Consider the following 16,060-nt stretch of genomic DNA (forward strand, 5'->3'; position numbering starts at 1 on the left):
TCGTTCGTTTTGCTTTCGGCCCACCGTGCTCCGGATGGCGTGCGATTGTCAAGAAGGAACGTTCGTTTTAGAGTGATCGCATGGCCCGCGTATCCCAGGCACACCTCGACGCCCGCCGCCGGCAGATCCTCGACGGCGCCGCGCTCTGTTTCGCCCGCAACGGCTTCCATGCCACCTCCATGCAGGACGTGCTCAAGGAGGTCGACCTGTCCGCGGGGGCCGTCTACCGCTACTTCACCGGCAAGGAGGAGTTGATCGGCGCCATCGTGACCGAGGTGCTGGCGGTGCTGCGCGAGACCTATGAACAGGCGGCCGTGGAGACCCCGCCGCCGCTGCCGGACGTCCTGGTGCCCCGGGCCCTGGAACGGCTGCGGCAGACCCGGCCGGGGGTGATGGTCGACGGCACGTGGGTCTTCCCGCGGCTGATGATCCAGGTCTGGGCCGAGATCCTGCGCAACGACGAACTGAAGGCCGTGGTCCGCACCGGGTACGAGGGGGTGGTGAGCGCCTGGCGCAGGGTGGTCGAGAGCTACCGGTCCGCCGGTCTGATCTCCGCCGACGCCGACGCCGACGCCATGGCCCGGGTGATGATCGCGCTCGCCCAGGGCTTCGCCGCCCAGTTGGCGGTGATCGGCGAGGTGTCCGAGGAAATGCTGGGGGACGGAGTGCGCGCGCTCATGGGCATGGTGGACCCCAGGACGCGGTCATGATGTGGCTATGGTCCGGTTAACGTCGCCGAAACTCCGGCGAACTAGCCTGCCGATCCACGCCACCAGAGGTTCTTGTGTCCCGATTGGGTAAGATCGCCCCCAATCTGACGCCGTGTGAGACACATCACTCTCGCGGTGGCTGCGGCAACCGGACCCGCACGGTCCGGAGCGAGGACTGTGAGGTGGGACGTGCAACTGACCCCGCACGAGCAAGAGAGGCTGCTGATCCACGTGGCGGCCGACGTGGCCGAGAGGCGCCGGGCCCGCGGGCTGAAGCTCAACCATCCCGAGGCGGTCGCGCTCATCACCTCGCACATCCTCGAAGGCGCGCGCGACGGACGCGGTGTCGCCGAACTGATGGCCTCCGGCCGCAAGGTGCTCACCCGGGACGACGTCATGGAGGGCGTGCCCGAGATGATCCACGACGTCCAGGTGGAGGCCACCTTCCCGGACGGCACCAAGCTGGTCACCGTCCACGAGCCGATCGGCTGAGCGGGGGACGGCCATGATTCCCGGAGAGATCCTGTTCGCCGAGGACCCCGTCGTCTGCAACGAGGGCCGCGAGGTCACCCGGCTCACCGTTCTCAACGCCGCCGACCGGCCCGTCCAGGTCGGCTCCCACTACCACTTCGCCGAGGCCAACCCCGGCCTGGAGTTCGACCGCGGCGCCGCACACGGAAAGCGGCTGAACGTCGCCGCCGGCACCGCCGTGCGCTTCGAACCCGGAATCCCCGTCGGCGTCGAACTCGTCCCGCTCACCGGCGCCCGCGTCGTGCCGGGGCTGCGCGGGGAGACCGGAGGTGCCCTCGATGCCTGAGATCTCGCGTGCCGCGTACGCCGACCTGTTCGGCCCGACCACCGGCGACCGGATCCGGCTCGCCGACACCGACCTGCTGATCGAGATCGAGGAGGACCGTTCGGGCGGGCCGGGACTCGCCGGTGACGAGGCGGTCTTCGGCGGCGGCAAGGTGATCCGCGAATCCATGGGCCAGTCGCGTGCCACCCGCGCGGACGGCACCCCCGACACCGTGATCACCGGCGCCGTCGTCGTCGACCACTGGGGGATCGTCAAGGCCGACATCGGCATCCGCGACGGCCGGATCACCGGGATCGGCAAGGCCGGCAACCCGGACACGATGGACGGCGTGCACCCCGATCTGGTCATCGGCCCGGAGACCGAGGTGATCGCGGGCAACGGCCGCATCGTGACGGCCGGCGGGATCGACGCGCACGTCCACTTCATCTGTCCGCAGACCGCCGACGAGGCGCTGGCCGCCGGCATCACCACGCTGGTCGGCGGCGGCACCGGACCGGCCGAGGGCTCCAAGGCGACCACCGTGACGCCCGGCCCTTGGCACCTCGCCCGGATGTTCCAGGCGATGGAGCACTACCCGGTCAACGTCGGCCTGCTCGGCAAGGGCAACACCGTCTCCGAGGAGGCGATGCTGTCGCAGATCCGCGGCGGCGCGCTGGGCCTGAAGCTGCACGAGGACTGGGGCTCCACCCCGGCCGTGATCGACGCCTCGCTCACCGTCGCCGACCGGACCGGCATCCAGGTCGCCATCCACACGGACACCCTCAACGAGGCCGGCTTCGTCGGTGACACGCTCGCCGCGATCGCCGGGCGCGGCATCCACGCGTACCACACCGAGGGGGCGGGCGGCGGGCACGCGCCCGACATCATGACCGTGGTCCGCGAGCCGCATGTGCTGCCCAGCTCGACCAATCCGACCCGGCCGTTCACCGTCAACACCGCCGAGGAACACCTCGACATGCTGATGGTGTGCCACCACCTCAACCCCGCGGTCCCGGAGGACCTGGCGTTCGCCGAGTCCCGGATCAGGCCGTCGACGATCGGCGCCGAGGACATCCTGCACGACCTGGGCGCCATCTCGATCATCTCCTCCGACGCCCAGGCCATGGGGCGCATCGGCGAGGTCGTGCTGCGGACCTGGCAGACGGCACACGTGATGAAGCGCCGCCGGGGCGCGCTGCCCGGTGACGGCCGCGCGGACAACCGGCGGGTACGGCGCTATGTCGCCAAATACACCATCAACCCGGCGCTTGCCCAGGGCCTCGCCCGGGACATCGGGTCCGTGGAACGCGGAAAGCTCGCCGACCTGGTGCTCTGGGAGCCCGCGTTCTTCGGTGTGAAACCGCACCTGGTCATCAAGGGCGGGCAGATCGCGTACGCGCAGATGGGCGACGCCAACGCCTCCATCCCCACCCCGCAGCCGATCCTTCCGCGCCCCATGTACGGCGCGATCGGACGGGCACCCGGCGCGAACTCGGTCAACTTCGTCGCCCTGGCGGCTGTCGAGGACGGGCTGCCCGAACGGCTTGAGCTGGGCAAGCGTTTCGTGGCCATCGAGTCGACGCGCGGTGTGACGAAGGCGGACATGAGGGAGAACGACGCACGGCCCCTGGTCCTGATCGACCCCGACAGCTTCGCCGTGCACATCGACGGCGAACTGGTCGAGGCCACCCCGGCCGCCGAACTGCCCATGGCCCAGCGTTACTTCCTGTTCTGATGTGCCGGGCAGCGCTCCTCGTCCTGGCCGACGGCCGTTTTCCCGCCGGAGGGCACGCGCACTCCGGCGGGGCGGAGGCCGCTGTCACGGCCGGGCGGATCACCGATGCCGCGAGCCTGGCGGACTTCTGCCGGGGGCGGTTGCACACGGTGGGGCTCGTGGCCGCCGCGCTCGCCGCGGCGGCGGTGCTCGGCGCGGACCTCGCCGCCCTGGACGCGGCGGCGGACGCGCGCACGCCGTCGCCCGCACTGCGCGGCGCTGCGCGCAGGCTCGGCCGGCAACTGCTGCGGGCCGCCCGTGCGACCTGGCCGTCCGACGAACTCGACGCCCTGGCCGGGCGGTTCCCCAAGGGCGTACACCAGCCGGTGGTGCTCGGCCTCGTGGCGCGGGCGGCCGGTCTGGAGGCGGTGGACGCGGCGTACTGCGCGGCGTACGAGAGCGTGAGCGGGCCGGCGACGGCCACCGTGCGGCTGCTGAGCCTGGATCCGTTCGAGGCGACCGGGGTGCTGGCCCGGCTGGCGCCGGAGCTGGACCGGGTGGCCGGGCGGGCGGTGGACGCGGCCCGGCGCGCCGTCGCCGACGGCGTCGACGCCCTTCCGGCGGCGTCCGCGCCGCTGCTGGAGATCGGGGCCGAGGCACACGCCGCCCGAGCGGTACGGCTGTTCGCGTCCTGACCCGGCGACCGCCCCCACCCACCCGCCGTGCCCGCCCCGCCCACCTCACCGCGATCCGCACCCCACCCGACCGCAGCGCCCCCGCTCCCCTCTCGTCGCCCACCCCGCCCCCCGTCCGGCCGCAGCGTCGCTGGTCCGGTCTTGTCGCCCACCCCGTTGCCGCAGCGTTTCGCCTCGGGCTTGCGCTGGGATCCGGCATCGCGAAGGCAGTTCCGAAGGAGAGTCGTCCATGCATCTCGATCACATCCACCACGGCCCGGCCGCCGTCGGCGCCGATGCCCGGCGGCCGGACGGCTCGCGGCGGGCGCTGCGGATCGGTCTCGGCGGGCCCGTCGGTTCGGGCAAGACCGCCACCGTCGCCGCCCTGTGCCGGACCATGCGGGACGACGTGTCGCTCGCCGTCGTCACGAACGACATCTACACCCGGGAGGACGCCGAGTTCCTGCTGCGCGAGGCCGTACTGCCGCCCGAGCGGATCACCGCCGTGGAGACGGGAGCCTGCCCGCACACGGCGATCAGGGACGACATCTCCGCCAACCTCGAAGCGGTCGAGGAACTGGAGGACGAGGTGGGGCCGCTGGACCTCGTCCTCGTCGAGTCGGGCGGCGACAACCTCACCGCGACCTTCTCCAAGGGGCTCGTCGACGCGCAGGTCTTCGTCATCGACGTGGCCGGCGGGGACGACATCCCGCGCAAGGGAGGCCCCGGCGTCACCACCGCCGATCTGCTCGTGGTCAACAAGACCGACCTCGCCCCGTACGTCGGCTCCGACCTCGCGCGGATGGCCGCCGACGCCAAGGCGCAGCGGGCCGGACTGCCCGTCGTCTTCCAGTCGTTGCGTTCCGAGGAGGGCGTCGCCGGGGTCGCCGCCTGGGTGCGGGAACGGCTCGCCGCGTGGACGGTGTGACCGTGAGCGGGGTGCGGGCCGCCGCGCGGATCGTCGCCCGCCCGGACGGCCGCGGCGGCACGGCGCTGCCCGTGCTGGAGGGGCGGGGCCCGCTGGCGCCGCGGCGCACCCGGGGCAGCGGCACGCAGGCCCGGGTCGTGCTCGTCGGGGCGATGAGCGGGCCGCTCGGCGGCGACCGGTTCACCGTCGGGACGCGGGTGGCCCGGGGCGCCCGGCTGCATGTCGGGTCGGCCGCCGCGACCATCGCGCTGCCGGGCCAGACGAAGGGCGAGGCACACTACGACGTGCGGATAACGGTCGACGGCGGGGGCGAACTGCGCTGGCTGCCCGAGCCGTTGATCTCCGCGGTCGGCAGCGAGCTGTATGTCACCACCCGGGTCGACCTCGCCGCCGGGGCCCGTCTCGTGCTGCGCGAGGAGCAGGTGCTCGGCCGGTCCGGCGAGGAACCCGGGCGGCTCGGCAGCCGGCTGACGGTGCTGCTCGACGGGCGCGGCGTGCTCGACCAGGAGCTGTCCTGCGGGCCCGGCGCGCCGGGCGGCTGGGACGGTCCCGCCGTTCTCGCGGGACATCGCGCCGTGGGGCAACTCGTTGTCGTACGGCCGGAGTTCGCCGACGACATGCCGGCGGCCCGGCTGCTGGGGGAGGGGGCGGCGGTCACCCCGCTCGCCGGGCCCGCCGTGCTGGTGAGCGCCGTGGCCGCCGACGGACTGCGGCTGCGGCGGGTGCTGGACGAGGCGTTGGCGCTGCTCGACCGGGGCTCTCCGCTCAGCGGGACCTGATCGTCCGGCTATCGGATTGGCAAAGAAGGTCAACGACCCCTGTTCTCAAGCTCCTCACAGGGACGAGGATCCCTCTGACATTCGCATGACATTCACAACGATGCAGGGGGAGAGCCCAGTTGAGGGAGAACAGAGGGAAGAACCGCGTGCTCGCGCTCGGTTCGGCCGGAGCACTCGTCACCGCGACCCTGATAGCCGGCGCCGTATCGGCGCCCACGGCCGCCGCCACCTCGGGACACGGCCAGGACCGCGAGGCCCGGGGCGCCGCGATCGCCGCCGAGCGGGCCGCGAAGGCGGGCATCGACTGGCGTGACTGCCCCGCCGACTGGGGGCTCGCCAAGCCCATCCAGTGCGGCTGGGTCACCGTGCCGCTCGACTACGCCAAGCCGAACGGCAAGCAGATCAAGCTCGCCGTCGACCGCATCGGCAACACGGGCACCCCGCAGGAGCGCCAGGGCGCGCTCGTCTACAACCCCGGCGGACCGGGCGGCTCCGGGCTGCGCTTCCCGACCCGCGTCACCAACAAGAACGCCGTGTGGGCGAAGACGGCCAAGGCGTACGACTTCGTGGGCTTCGACCCGCGCGGTGTCGGCCACTCCGCGCCCATCTCCTGCATCGACCCGCAGGAGTTCGTCAAGGCGCCCAAGGCCGACCCGGTGCCCGACTCCGAGGCCGACAAGCTCGCCCAGCGCAAGCTGGCCCGCGAGTACGCGGACGGCTGCTACGAACGCAGCGGCACCATGCTGCCGCACATGACCACGCCGAACACCGCTCGTGACCTGGACGTCATCCGTGCCGCGCTCGGCGAGCGGAAGATCAACTACCTCGGTGTCTCCTACGGCACCTACCTGGGCGCCGTCTACGGCACGCTGTTCCCCGGGCACGTCCGCCGCATGGTCGTCGACAGCGTGGTCGACCCGGCCCGGGACAACATCTGGTACCAGGCCAACCTCAACCAGGACATCGCCTTCGAGGGCCGCTGGAAGGACTGGCAGGACTGGGTCGCCGCCAACGACGCCGCCTTCCACCTCGGCACCACCCGCGCCGCCGTCCAGGCCAAGTGGCTCCAACTGCGCGCCACCGCCAAGAAGAACCCCATCGGCGGTGTCGTCGGCCCGGCCGAACTGCTGTCCCTCTTCCAGAGCGCCCCCTACTACGACTCCTCGTGGGTGCCGGTCGCCACGGTGTTCAGCAAGTACGTCGCCGGTGACACCCAGGCGCTGGTGGACGCCGCCGCCCCGGACCTGTCCGACACCGCGGGGAACATCGCCTCGGAGAACGGCAACGCCGTCTACACGGCCGTCGAGTGCACCGACGCCAAGTGGCCCACCAGCTGGCGGCGGTGGGACCGGGACAACACCCGGCTGCACCGCGACTACCCGTTCCTGACCTGGTCCAACGCCTGGATGAACCTGCCGTGCGCGACCTGGCCGGTCAAGCAGCAGACCCCCGTGGACGTGAAGACCGGCAAGGGGCTGCCGCCGGTGCTCATCGTGCAGTCCACCAGGGACGCCGCCACCCCGTACCCGGGCGCCGTCGAACTGCACAAGCGCTTCAAGGGCTCCCGCCTGATCACCGAGCGGGACGCCGGCTCGCACGGCGTGACCGGGCTGGTCAACCCGTGCGTCAACGACCGGGTGGACGGCTACCTGCTCACCGGCAAGGTCGACGCGGCCGACGTGACCTGCGCACCGCACGCCACGCCCAAGCCGTGACCGGCTGAGGGGCGGCCGGGACGTCCTCCCGGCCGCCCCCTGCTCACCGTGCGCGCAGCCAGGCGTCCTCGGCCGGGTAGTCGAACAGGTCGGGATACGCCTCGCCCAGCTTCGGAAAGGCCTCGGCCCAGTCGCGCCCGGCCAGTTCCGCCCGGAGCCGGTCGACCGTCTCCGGCAGGCTGCCGGCGTATGTGACGACCGGACGGTAGTCCAGCTCCCGTGCCGCGGCGGTCATGTCGCAGACCACCGGCCGCGGCACCGACCACGGTGTGCGTCCCACGGAGCCCTCGGGCGGCGGCCCGTCCACCAGGACGGTCCGCGTCTCGACGCCCATCACCTCGTCCACCGCCGCGCCGATCTCCGCCACCGTCGGCGCCTGTGGGTCGCAGGCGTTGAGCACACGCGACCCCGGTCGCGCCGCCGCCAGCCTGACGAGTTCGGCGACGGTGCGGGCGCTCGCCGGGTGGAACCGGCTCCGGCCGCCGTGGGCGAGCACCCGGATGCCGCGTCCGTCGAGGTTCCGCTTGACGAAGTACAGCTCGCGGGGCAGCGGGCTGTGCGCGCCGTGGACGGCCCCCGGCCGCAGCAGCGTCGCCGGCAACGCGTCGCCGGCGGCGAGGAGTTCACGCTCAAGCGCCGCCTTCCGGGTGCTGTACGAGGACTCGCCCGGGGTCACCGTGCGCTGGGTCTCCGCCATGGGCACCGGGTACGCGGGGAAGCCGTCCGGCTCGCCCTGGGTGTCGAAGCCCCGTCCCTCGGCGTCCTCGTACACCGACACCGTGGAGATCACCACCGCGGAGCCGACCCGGCCGGCCAGCGCGGTCAACTGCCGGGCGTGCTCGGGCCCGTAGGCGACCATGTCGACCACGAGGTCGCAGCCCTCGCCCACCGCCGCCGCCAGCGCCGTGTCGTCGGCGCGGTCCAGCCGCACCGCCCGTACCTCCTGCGGCCAGCGTTCGTCCCGGCCGCCGCTGCGGGAGGCGGCCGTCACCTCCCAGCCGTCCCGTACCAGCGCGTCCACCGTGGGGCGGCCGATCTGTCCCGTCGCCCCGATCACCACAGCCCGTCTCATACGCCGACCGTACGGCCCCGACCCCACCACCCCACCCCCGTTCTGCCGACGGCAGAGACCTACGGCAGATGCCGGGGCAGGGGGCTGATCGTGCAGTTCCCGTGTGCCTTCGGGGCGCTGGAGCACGACATGGTCATCGGCTCAGCTCAGGGGGGCGCGGGGGAATCTCCGGGGCTTCGTGCTCTCCGCCGCGGCCTGCTCCGCCTTGACCACGGCCGCGTACCGGTCGACGTACTCCTGCTCGGACAGCATCAGGATCGCGTACATGATCTCGTCGGTGACCGCGCGCAGCACCGCCTTCTCGTTCTCCATGCCGGCGTACCGGGAGAAGTCGAGCGGCTTGCCGAAGCGGATGACGACGGGATGGACGTTCGGGACGACCTTGCCCGGCGGCTGGGCCTCGAACGTGCCGATCATCGCGCACGGGACGACCGGGACACCCGCCTTCAGCGCCATCACGGCGACGCCCACCTTGCCCTTGTACAGGCGGCCGTCGTGCGAGCGGGTGCCCTCCGGGTAGATGCCGAGCAGTTCGCCCCGGCGCAGCACGCCAAGGCCCTCGCGGATCGCGGCCCGGCCGGCGTCCTTGCCGGAGCGCTCGACCGGGATCTGGCCCGCGCTGCGGAAGAAGAACGCGGTCAGCCGGCCCTTGACGCCCGGACCGGTGAAGTACTCGGCCTTGGCGAGGAACGTGATGCGCCGTTTGAGGATCGCGGGCATCAGGAAGTGGTCCGAGAACGAGAGGTGGTTGCCGGCGACGATGGCCGGCCCCGACGCGGGTACGTTTTCCAGCCCTTCCGTGCTGGGCCGGAAGACCAGCCTGAGCAGCGGCCCCAGCAGCAGGTACTTCAGCAGGTAGTAGAACACGGCTCGCCCCTAACGTCGCGTGCACCTGTAGTCATCTGTAACCGTCTTCGGTCACGAGCCCGCCGGGTGCACCCGCATCACGCGGACGCGCCGCCGCTGGAGCCCCGCGACGGTGTAGTCCTCGCGCCGCCACCTGCCGAGGGTGCCGCCCACCAGATCCTCGGCCTCGTCCCGCCGCAGGTCCCGGTACCTGAGCTTGACCAGCGGCGGCTCGTAGCCGGGCAGCACGTCGAAGTCGTACACCTCGCAGAACCTCTCGCCGATGGCGCCGTCGGCGGCGTAGTAGGTGAGCCACCGGGCGTGGTCCTCCAGCCGGGTGGGGTGCACGCCCGGGTGGCCCAGCACCAGGCCGGCGACGACGGCCGTGACCTCGGGGCACTTGTTGGTGATGGAGGCGACGGGGTCGTTGTCCAGGTCGCCCATGACGACGACCGGCTTCGGCGCGGCCTTGGGCCGAAAGACCCGCACATGGTAGTTCGCGTGGCCGTACCAGTGCGGTGACCGGTAGGGCAGCGCGTACTGGTCGATCACGAGGACCGCCTCGTCGCCCGGGGGCGGCGCGTCGGCGGACCCGCGGCGGCGCGAGAAGAGGCTCATGTCCGTTTCCTCAGCAACGTGGTGATCTCGGCGCCGACATCCTCGGTGAGCGGGCCCGCGCACGGAATGCCGAGGCCCTCCGCGAGCCCTCGGCCGTGCAGGTCGACGGCCGACTCGGCGAGTTCCGCGAACGCCACGCCCGCCGCCCGCGCCCGCCACCAGGCCGTCACGGCGGTGACGACGCCGACGATCGCCGCCGGCCACCACACGACGCCCACGGCGAGATAGCCGAGCGCCCACGCCACCAGCCGGGACGCCGCGGCCAGGCGCCCACGGGCCGTGCCGATCTCGGCGCGCACGTCCTCGGGCAGCGTCAGCCACAGCCGTGGCCAGGCCGAGGTGAGGTCGAGCCGGTAGGCCGCCCAGACGCGGGTGTCCACCGCCGCGATCCGGTCGCCCAGCCAGAACGGATGGGCGGGCGGCGCGAGGCCGATCCGGTTGCGCCAGGCGTTCAGCTCACGGGCCCGCGCCGCGGTCGCTGCCGCCTCGGGGGTGCGCTCCGCCCTGGCCGCCGCGACCAGGGCGTGCTCGAAACGCTGCTGCGCGGTGTCCCAGCGCCGGCGGCGCCGGGCGGCGAGCCGGCGGGGCCGGGTGGCGAGCCACGCCCGTTCCACCACGGCGCCCAGCGCGGTGACCGCCAGCCCGAGGCCCGTGGAGAGGGCGAGCAGCCCCGCGAGGACGAGGACCAGTGTGCCGGTGTTCCGCAGCGCGGGCTGTGCCGCCAGCCGGTCGAGCCGGTCCAGCAGCAGGCCGGTGTCGTACCACTGCCGGTGCCCGAGCGTCACCCCGGCCGCGGTCACGCTCATCAGCAGCACACTGGGGCCGAGCAGCAGGGTGAGCCAGCGTTCCGCCAGCTTGCCGCTCAGGGCCGCCAGGAACCCCGTCACGATCTGAGCCTCGTGACCGTCATCGGCCGCCGGTGCACCAGGCAGTCCACCGGTGCCGCACCCGGCGCCTCGACGCGGGAGCAGGTGCCGCCCGGGCAGGCGAGGACTTCGAGGACGGGACGGCCGTCGCCGGCGCCGGGCAGCCGCTCGTAGCCACGCACCGGGCTGAGGCCCGCCCCGTGCCCGGCCCGCAGCAGCAGATCCTCCAACGCGTCGAATTCGTCGACGAGTTCCGTGGGCGTGGCGCCGCCGCGCACCCGGTCGGCGATGGCCTGCGCATGCGCCCGGATCTCCGGCGAGGTCCGCACCGCGTCGGCGGCGTCGGCCAAACGCTCGCACAGTACGGCGAGTTGGTCAGCGGTCACCGTAGTGAGGATAGCCTCGCGTGATGACCCCGACACCCTTCGACGACGAGATCGAGCGGAACCGGCACCGGGCCGCGGAGGGCTCGGTGAACGCCATGCTCGACCTGGCCATGGGGCTGCGCGACCGTCACCGGCACACGGGAGATCCGGCGGATCTGCTGGAGGGGATCACCCATCTGCGCACCGCCCTCGGACACGTCCTCGACCATCCGGTCGGCCATGTGCTGCGGGTCAATCTCGGCGCCCTGCTGCTGGACCACTTCGAGTACTTCGGTGAGGTGCCGGCGCTGCACGAGGCGATCGCCGCCTGCGACGAGGCCATCCCGCACCTAGGCGAGCAGGACCGGCGCGTGGCGGCCACGATGCGGGCCGAGGCGCTGCTCGTGCTGGCCGAGCACACCCGCGACGTCGCGTACGTCGACGAGGCACTCGCGTCGGCGGCACGACTGCCGCGCGTACCGGAGGTGCTGTTCGTGCTGGGCAGGGCCCAGTACCAGCGGTACGCCCTGACCGAAGACCCCACTGCTCTGGTCGACGCGGCCCGCCTGCTCGACCAGAGCGTCCGGACGTCGACGGCCGGCGACCTCAACCACCTGCTGCGGCTCAACCTCCTCGGTGATGTGCTGCAGACCACCGCCGAACACACCGGTGACGAATCGGTGCGGGAGAGGGCCGTTCGGCATCTGCGGGCCGCGGTGGCGGGCGCCCCGAGCACATCGGGCCTGCTGCTGGACTTCAAGGTCGACCTCGCCGCCGCGCTGCGGGACCGCGGCCGGTACACCGGTGACCTCGCGGCACTGCGGGAAGGCGTGAGCCTCCTGCGCGACGTGCTCGCCGCCACCCCGTCCGGCACCCGCCCGTGGGGCAACCGATGCGAGAACTACCTGATCGCCGTGCACGACCTGATCGAACAGACCGATGACATCGAACTGCTGGACCAAGCCGTGGAGATCGGCCGGTCCGCGCGCGGCCGGGGCAGCAAGGACGCCACGATCCCGCTGCTGCTGGGACTGCTGCACCACGACCGCTTCCTGCACACCCGGCTGCGATCCGACCTGGCAGCGGCGGTCACCGCCTTCACCGAGGTCGTCGAGTCGGCCCCGTACGGCGGTTCGGACCACATGGCGGCGCTGGGCAACCTGGGCCGGGTGTGGCTGTCCGAGTACCGCTTCAGCGGCGATCCGGCGGCGCTGGGCCGGTCCGTGACGGCGCTGGGCAGCGCCGTCCGGGCGAGCGCTCCCGGCACCCCCCAGCGCGGCGCGGCCCAGATCAACCACGGTGACGCGCTGTACGCCCAGTACCAGCTGAGCCTGGACCCCGGCGTGCGCGCCGCGGCGGGACACGCCTTCCGCGAGGCGGCGCGCACCGAGGAGTCGCAGCCGATCGTCCGGATCAGGGCAGCACGCGCATGGGCCCGCACCGAGGCGGAGGCAGGACACTGGAGCCGGGCGCGGGACGCCTACGCGTTCGCGGTCGGCCTGCTGCCCCTCGTGGTGCCGCGGCGTCTTGCCCGCCTCGACCAGCAGCGGCTGCTGGAAGAGCTCAACGGTCTCGCCGCCGACGCGGCCGCCGGCGCCCTCGGCGCGGACGACCCGGAGACGGCGGTACGGCTGCTGGAACTCGGCCGTGGCGTGCTCGGCGGGCAGGTGCTGCAGAGCCGCACCGACCTGTCCCGGCTGCGGGCCGTCGCACCCGAACTCGCCGAACGGCTGCGCGACGCGTTCGCCCGGCTGGCACCCTCCGACCCCCTCACGGGCGCCGCGGCGGACGAGCGGCACGGCCTGGACATCCGGCTGGGGCGGCTGCTCGACGAGGCCCGCGCACTGCCCGGGTTCGGCGACTTCCTCGCCCCGCCCGAACTGGCCGACCTCCTCGCGTCCACACGGAGCGGACCGGTTGTGCTCATCAACGTGAGCGGGCTGCGCAGCGACGCCCTCATCGTCGAACCCTCGGGCGTCACGGTGGTCGAACTGCCGGGCGTGACACCGGACTCCGTGGCGGAACGGGCCGCCGAGTTCGGCGCCGCGCTGCGGGCCGCGACCCGCCCCGGAGCGGGCGAGACCGAGGCCCAGAACACCGTCACGCAGGTGCTCGGCTGGCTGTGGGACGTCATCGCCGAACCGGTGCTGGAACGACTCGGACTCACCGCGGCGCCGTCCGGCACCTGGCCACGGATCTGGTGGTCGCCGGTGGGACAGCTCGCCCTGCTCCCCCTGCACGCGGCCGGCCGCTTCCCGGGCGACGCCACAGTCCTCGACCGGGCGGTCTCCGCCTACACCCCCACCCTGCGCGCCCTTGAACACGCCCGCGCCCGGTACGCCCGCGCACAGCAGGGCATGGTCGTCGTGGCGATCGGCGACGCGCCCGGGGCGAAGGCGCTGCGCAGCGCGGAGCGGGAGGCCGGCGAGATCGCCGCCCTGACCCCGGCCACCCGGCTGACCGGCCCGCAGGCGACGACCGGCGCGGTACGCGCCGCGCTCGCCTCGCACGCGTCGGCGCACTTCGCCTGTCATGCGACGAGCGATCCCGACGACCCGTCAGCCGGGCATCTGCTGCTGCACGACGGCCCGCTGTCCGTGCTCGACGTGTCCGCACTGGACCTCGCCCATGTCCGGCTCGCGGTGCTGTCGGCGTGCGAGACGTACCTCGGCACGCACCGGATCCCGGACGAGGGCCTGCACCTGGTGTCGGCGTTCCAACTCGCCGGTTACCCGCAGGTCGTGGGAACCCTGTGGCAGGTCAACGATCGCGTCGCCCGGCTGGTCGCCGTGGACCTGCACCAGGGGATCGCGCGGGGCGAGGACGTCGCGACGGCCCTGCACCACGCGGTGCGCCGCTGCCGTGAGCGCTACCCGAGGACCCCGACGCTGTGGGCGGCGTACCTGTATTCCGGTCAATGATGTGCGTCTGACGGCCGAACGGTCACATGAATGTCACACCCATGGGCAACCGCCGGTTCTGCGAGCAAGCTGGTGGGGTGGCGTTCTGGGGCAGGAAGAAGACGAAGCGTGACCGGCCGGAGGTCACCGACCATTTCGTCGGTGATTTCGGCAGTGCCGAGATCACGACGACCGAGCGGCCCGGCGACGTGCCGCTGATCGACGTCAAGCTGAAGGTGACGGAGGAGTTCGCCCGCGGCGCGGAGTTCGAGCGCAAACGCGAGGAGCTGGGTCCGAGGCACCCGGAGACACTGCACGCGCTCCACGGGTACGCGGTGGCCCTGGGGCGCAAGCCCGACCGGCGCAACGATGCCGTCGAACTGCTGGACTGGCTGGTCTCCGCCCGCGCGGACGACGAGGAGAACCGGCTGCTGACGCTGAACGACCTCACCCGGCTCCTTCAGGAGGGAGGTCATCCGGCGCTCGCCGAGCAGCGGTTGCGGGAGGCGCTGGCCGGCTGGGAGCGGCTGCGCGGCCAGGACGACGCCCAGACCCTGACGATCGCGACGAACCTCGGGAACGTCCTGCTCAGCCTCGGCCGCCGGGAAGAGGCCGAAGGACTGATGCGGGACACCGTGGCCCGCCGCACCCGCACCCTCGGCGCCACCCACCCGGACACGCTGAGCAGCAGGAACACCCTGGCGGGTACGTTACGCGACTCGCCCGAGCGGCTTGCCGAGGCGGAGCGCATGTACCGGGCGATGCTCGCTGACGTCAACGGCGGCAGCGATCTGGCCCTGACCGTACGGCACAACCTCGCCGCCGTGCTCATCCACCAGGGCAGGCACGACGAGGCGCTGGAGATGTACCGGGAACTGGTCGACGTCCGGTCGCGGTTGAAGGGCGACCGGCACCCGGACACCCTGGTCGCCCGGCACAACTACGCGGTCGTCCTGAACCGGCTCGGCCGCGCCGGCGAAGCGGAGACCCTGATCGCCGAGGTGCTGGACGGCTACCGGCGGGCCTACGGCCACCGGCACGCCAGGACCCTCGGGGTCCAGGTCGACCTGGCGGCGATGAAGGCCAACCAGGGCCGCGCAGCGGAGGCGGTGCCGCTGCTGCGCGACGCGATCGACGGCTACCGGAGCACACACGGCGCCGACCACCCGAGGGTCCGTGAACTCACCGGCATCCTCGCGCAGCTCGGCGGATGATCACCGCCCCGACGGCGGCCTGGCGGCTGGGGGCGCCGGCGACTTCGTACCGGCGCCGCCGCCGCGACGCCCAGGCCGGGGCACCGCCGCGGGCGGCGGACATGACGGTCCCGGTCCGGCCACACGGTTGCGGCACCGTGGGGGCGATATACGGCATGGAAGGGGCCGGAAGATTGCCGAGGGCGGGCAATGCCCGGGACCGTGCAGCCATGTGAACATGCGTTCACCGGCGTGGTCGCCGCGTGGAAAAGGGGGCGGGAGCGGATGGCCTGGTTTCTCGGTCTCGGCATCGCGGGAGTCGTACTGCTCGCGCTGTCCCTTCTTTTCGACGGCATCCTCGAAGGGCTCTTCGGCGGCGCCGACGCCCTCGACGGTCTCCTCGACGGCTGGCTGTCGCTCCCGGTGATCGCCGGCTTCGTGGCGATGTTCGGCTTCTCGGGGGCGATCGTCATGGGCGCCACCGGGCTGGGCGCGGCCGTCGCCACCGCGGTCGGCGTGCCCGCCGGAGTGGGCACGGGCTGGCTCGCCTACCGCCTCGGCCGCGTCCTGCTCGACGACCGGTCCGGCGCCGCGCCGCGCGAGGACGACCTGATCGGCGCCGCGGGCTCCGTGGTGACGGCCATTCCGGCGGACGGCTACGGCGAGGTGCTGATCCACCGGGCCGGCCAGCCGGTGAAGCTCGCGGCGAAGAGTCCGGCGCCGGTGCCGCGGGGCACCGAGGTCTGGGTCGCCGAGGCGCTGTCCCGGACGGCGGTGTCCGTGCTCCCGGTGGAACGCTGACCGGCCCCACCGCCGCCCGCGCCCATCCGCTCGACCGAACCACCCGTAACGACCTGCCGTCCCCTGGGAGGGCTGAGGGGAAT

General features: G+C 72.8%; 16 protein-coding genes. 11 read left to right on the forward strand and 5 right to left on the reverse strand.

Translation table 11 applies throughout. The annotated features are described in order from the left end of the window. The first annotated feature begins 80 nt into the window (after nucleotides 1-80). The 8 genes from ACFYTE_RS24510 (at nucleotide 81) to ACFYTE_RS24545 (ending at nucleotide 7,316) form a co-directional block, all read left to right on the forward strand. A complete protein-coding gene (locus ACFYTE_RS24510) occupies nucleotides 81-710 on the forward strand; it encodes a TetR/AcrR family transcriptional regulator (protein WP_388714159.1) in 630 nt (209 codons plus the stop codon). A 189-nt stretch (nucleotides 711-899) separates the two neighbouring features. Next, on the forward strand, nucleotides 900-1,202 hold the full coding sequence (locus tag ACFYTE_RS24515; protein ID WP_388714162.1) for an urease subunit gamma: 303 nt from the start codon (nucleotides 900-902) through the stop codon (nucleotides 1,200-1,202). Between the two features lie 13 nt (nucleotides 1,203-1,215). Further along, on the forward strand, nucleotides 1,216-1,527 hold the full coding sequence (locus ACFYTE_RS24520; RefSeq protein WP_388714165.1) for an urease subunit beta: 312 nt from the start codon (nucleotides 1,216-1,218) through the stop codon (nucleotides 1,525-1,527). Beyond that, complete coding sequence (locus tag ACFYTE_RS24525) at nucleotides 1,520-3,241, forward strand: urease subunit alpha (protein ID WP_388714167.1); 1,722 nt, start codon at nucleotides 1,520-1,522, stop codon at nucleotides 3,239-3,241. The genes ACFYTE_RS24520 and ACFYTE_RS24525 overlap by 8 nt, the downstream gene beginning before the upstream one ends. Then, entirely contained in the window at nucleotides 3,241-3,915 is a 675-nt protein-coding gene (locus ACFYTE_RS24530; protein ID WP_388714170.1) for an urease accessory protein UreF, read from the forward strand. The genes ACFYTE_RS24525 and ACFYTE_RS24530 overlap by 1 nt, the downstream gene beginning before the upstream one ends. 229 nt (nucleotides 3,916-4,144) lie before the next feature. Next, entirely contained in the window at nucleotides 4,145-4,822 is a 678-nt protein-coding gene (gene ureG / locus ACFYTE_RS24535) for an urease accessory protein UreG (RefSeq protein ID WP_388714173.1), read from the forward strand. Next, entirely contained in the window at nucleotides 4,810-5,601 is a 792-nt protein-coding gene (locus ACFYTE_RS24540; protein ID WP_388714176.1) for an urease accessory protein UreD, read from the forward strand. The genes ureG and ACFYTE_RS24540 overlap by 13 nt, the downstream gene beginning before the upstream one ends. A 119-nt stretch (nucleotides 5,602-5,720) precedes the next feature. Further along, the gene (locus ACFYTE_RS24545) at nucleotides 5,721-7,316 is read left to right on the forward strand and encodes an alpha/beta hydrolase (protein WP_388714179.1); all 1,596 of its coding nucleotides are present in this window, start codon (nucleotides 5,721-5,723) and stop codon (nucleotides 7,314-7,316) included. Between the two features lie 43 nt (nucleotides 7,317-7,359). Here the strand turns inward: ACFYTE_RS24545 and ACFYTE_RS24550 are convergent, their stop codons facing one another. The 5 genes from ACFYTE_RS24550 to ACFYTE_RS24570 all read right to left on the reverse strand — a co-directional run bounded on the left by ACFYTE_RS24550 (nucleotide 7,360) and on the right by ACFYTE_RS24570 (nucleotide 11,104). Continuing rightward, nucleotides 7,360-8,388 carry an NAD-dependent epimerase/dehydratase family protein gene (locus ACFYTE_RS24550; RefSeq protein WP_388714182.1) on the reverse strand — a complete coding sequence of 343 codons (1,029 nt, stop codon included), beginning with the start codon at nucleotides 8,386-8,388 and terminating at the stop codon, nucleotides 7,360-7,362. Between the two features lie 141 nt (nucleotides 8,389-8,529). Further along, the gene (locus ACFYTE_RS24555) at nucleotides 8,530-9,255 is read right to left on the reverse strand and encodes a lysophospholipid acyltransferase family protein (protein ID WP_388714185.1); all 726 of its coding nucleotides are present in this window, start codon (nucleotides 9,253-9,255) and stop codon (nucleotides 8,530-8,532) included. Between the two features lie 51 nt (nucleotides 9,256-9,306). Continuing rightward, nucleotides 9,307-9,852 (reverse strand): hypothetical protein, encoded by a 546-nt coding sequence (locus tag ACFYTE_RS24560; RefSeq protein WP_388714188.1) that lies wholly within the window; start codon nucleotides 9,850-9,852, stop codon nucleotides 9,307-9,309. After that, nucleotides 9,849-10,739: a hypothetical protein gene (locus ACFYTE_RS24565; protein WP_388714191.1), complete on the reverse strand. Its 891-nt coding sequence runs from the start codon at nucleotides 10,737-10,739 to the stop codon at nucleotides 9,849-9,851. The genes ACFYTE_RS24560 and ACFYTE_RS24565 overlap by 4 nt, the downstream gene beginning before the upstream one ends. Continuing rightward, a complete protein-coding gene (locus ACFYTE_RS24570) occupies nucleotides 10,736-11,104 on the reverse strand; it encodes a hypothetical protein (RefSeq protein ID WP_388714193.1) in 369 nt (122 codons plus the stop codon). The genes ACFYTE_RS24565 and ACFYTE_RS24570 overlap by 4 nt, the downstream gene beginning before the upstream one ends. 23 nt (nucleotides 11,105-11,127) lie before the next feature. Between ACFYTE_RS24570 and ACFYTE_RS24575 the strand changes: the two genes are divergently transcribed. From ACFYTE_RS24575 to ACFYTE_RS24585, 3 genes are all read left to right on the forward strand, one after another. Beyond that, nucleotides 11,128-14,004, forward strand: coding sequence for a CHAT domain-containing protein (locus ACFYTE_RS24575; RefSeq protein ID WP_388714196.1), 2,877 nt, complete (start codon nucleotides 11,128-11,130; stop codon nucleotides 14,002-14,004). A gap of 26 nt (nucleotides 14,005-14,030) precedes the next feature. Further along, nucleotides 14,031-15,197, forward strand: coding sequence for a tetratricopeptide repeat protein (locus tag ACFYTE_RS24580; RefSeq protein ID WP_388714198.1), 1,167 nt, complete (start codon nucleotides 14,031-14,033; stop codon nucleotides 15,195-15,197). A 264-nt stretch (nucleotides 15,198-15,461) separates the two neighbouring features. Continuing rightward, nucleotides 15,462-15,977, forward strand: coding sequence for a hypothetical protein (locus tag ACFYTE_RS24585; RefSeq protein WP_388714201.1), 516 nt, complete (start codon nucleotides 15,462-15,464; stop codon nucleotides 15,975-15,977). Nucleotides 15,978-16,060: the final 83 nt, after the last annotated feature.

It is taken from the genome of Streptomyces sp. NPDC004629 (assembly GCF_042873595.1).
In the GTDB taxonomy this organism is placed as follows: Bacteria; Actinomycetota; Actinomycetes; order Streptomycetales; family Streptomycetaceae; genus Streptomyces.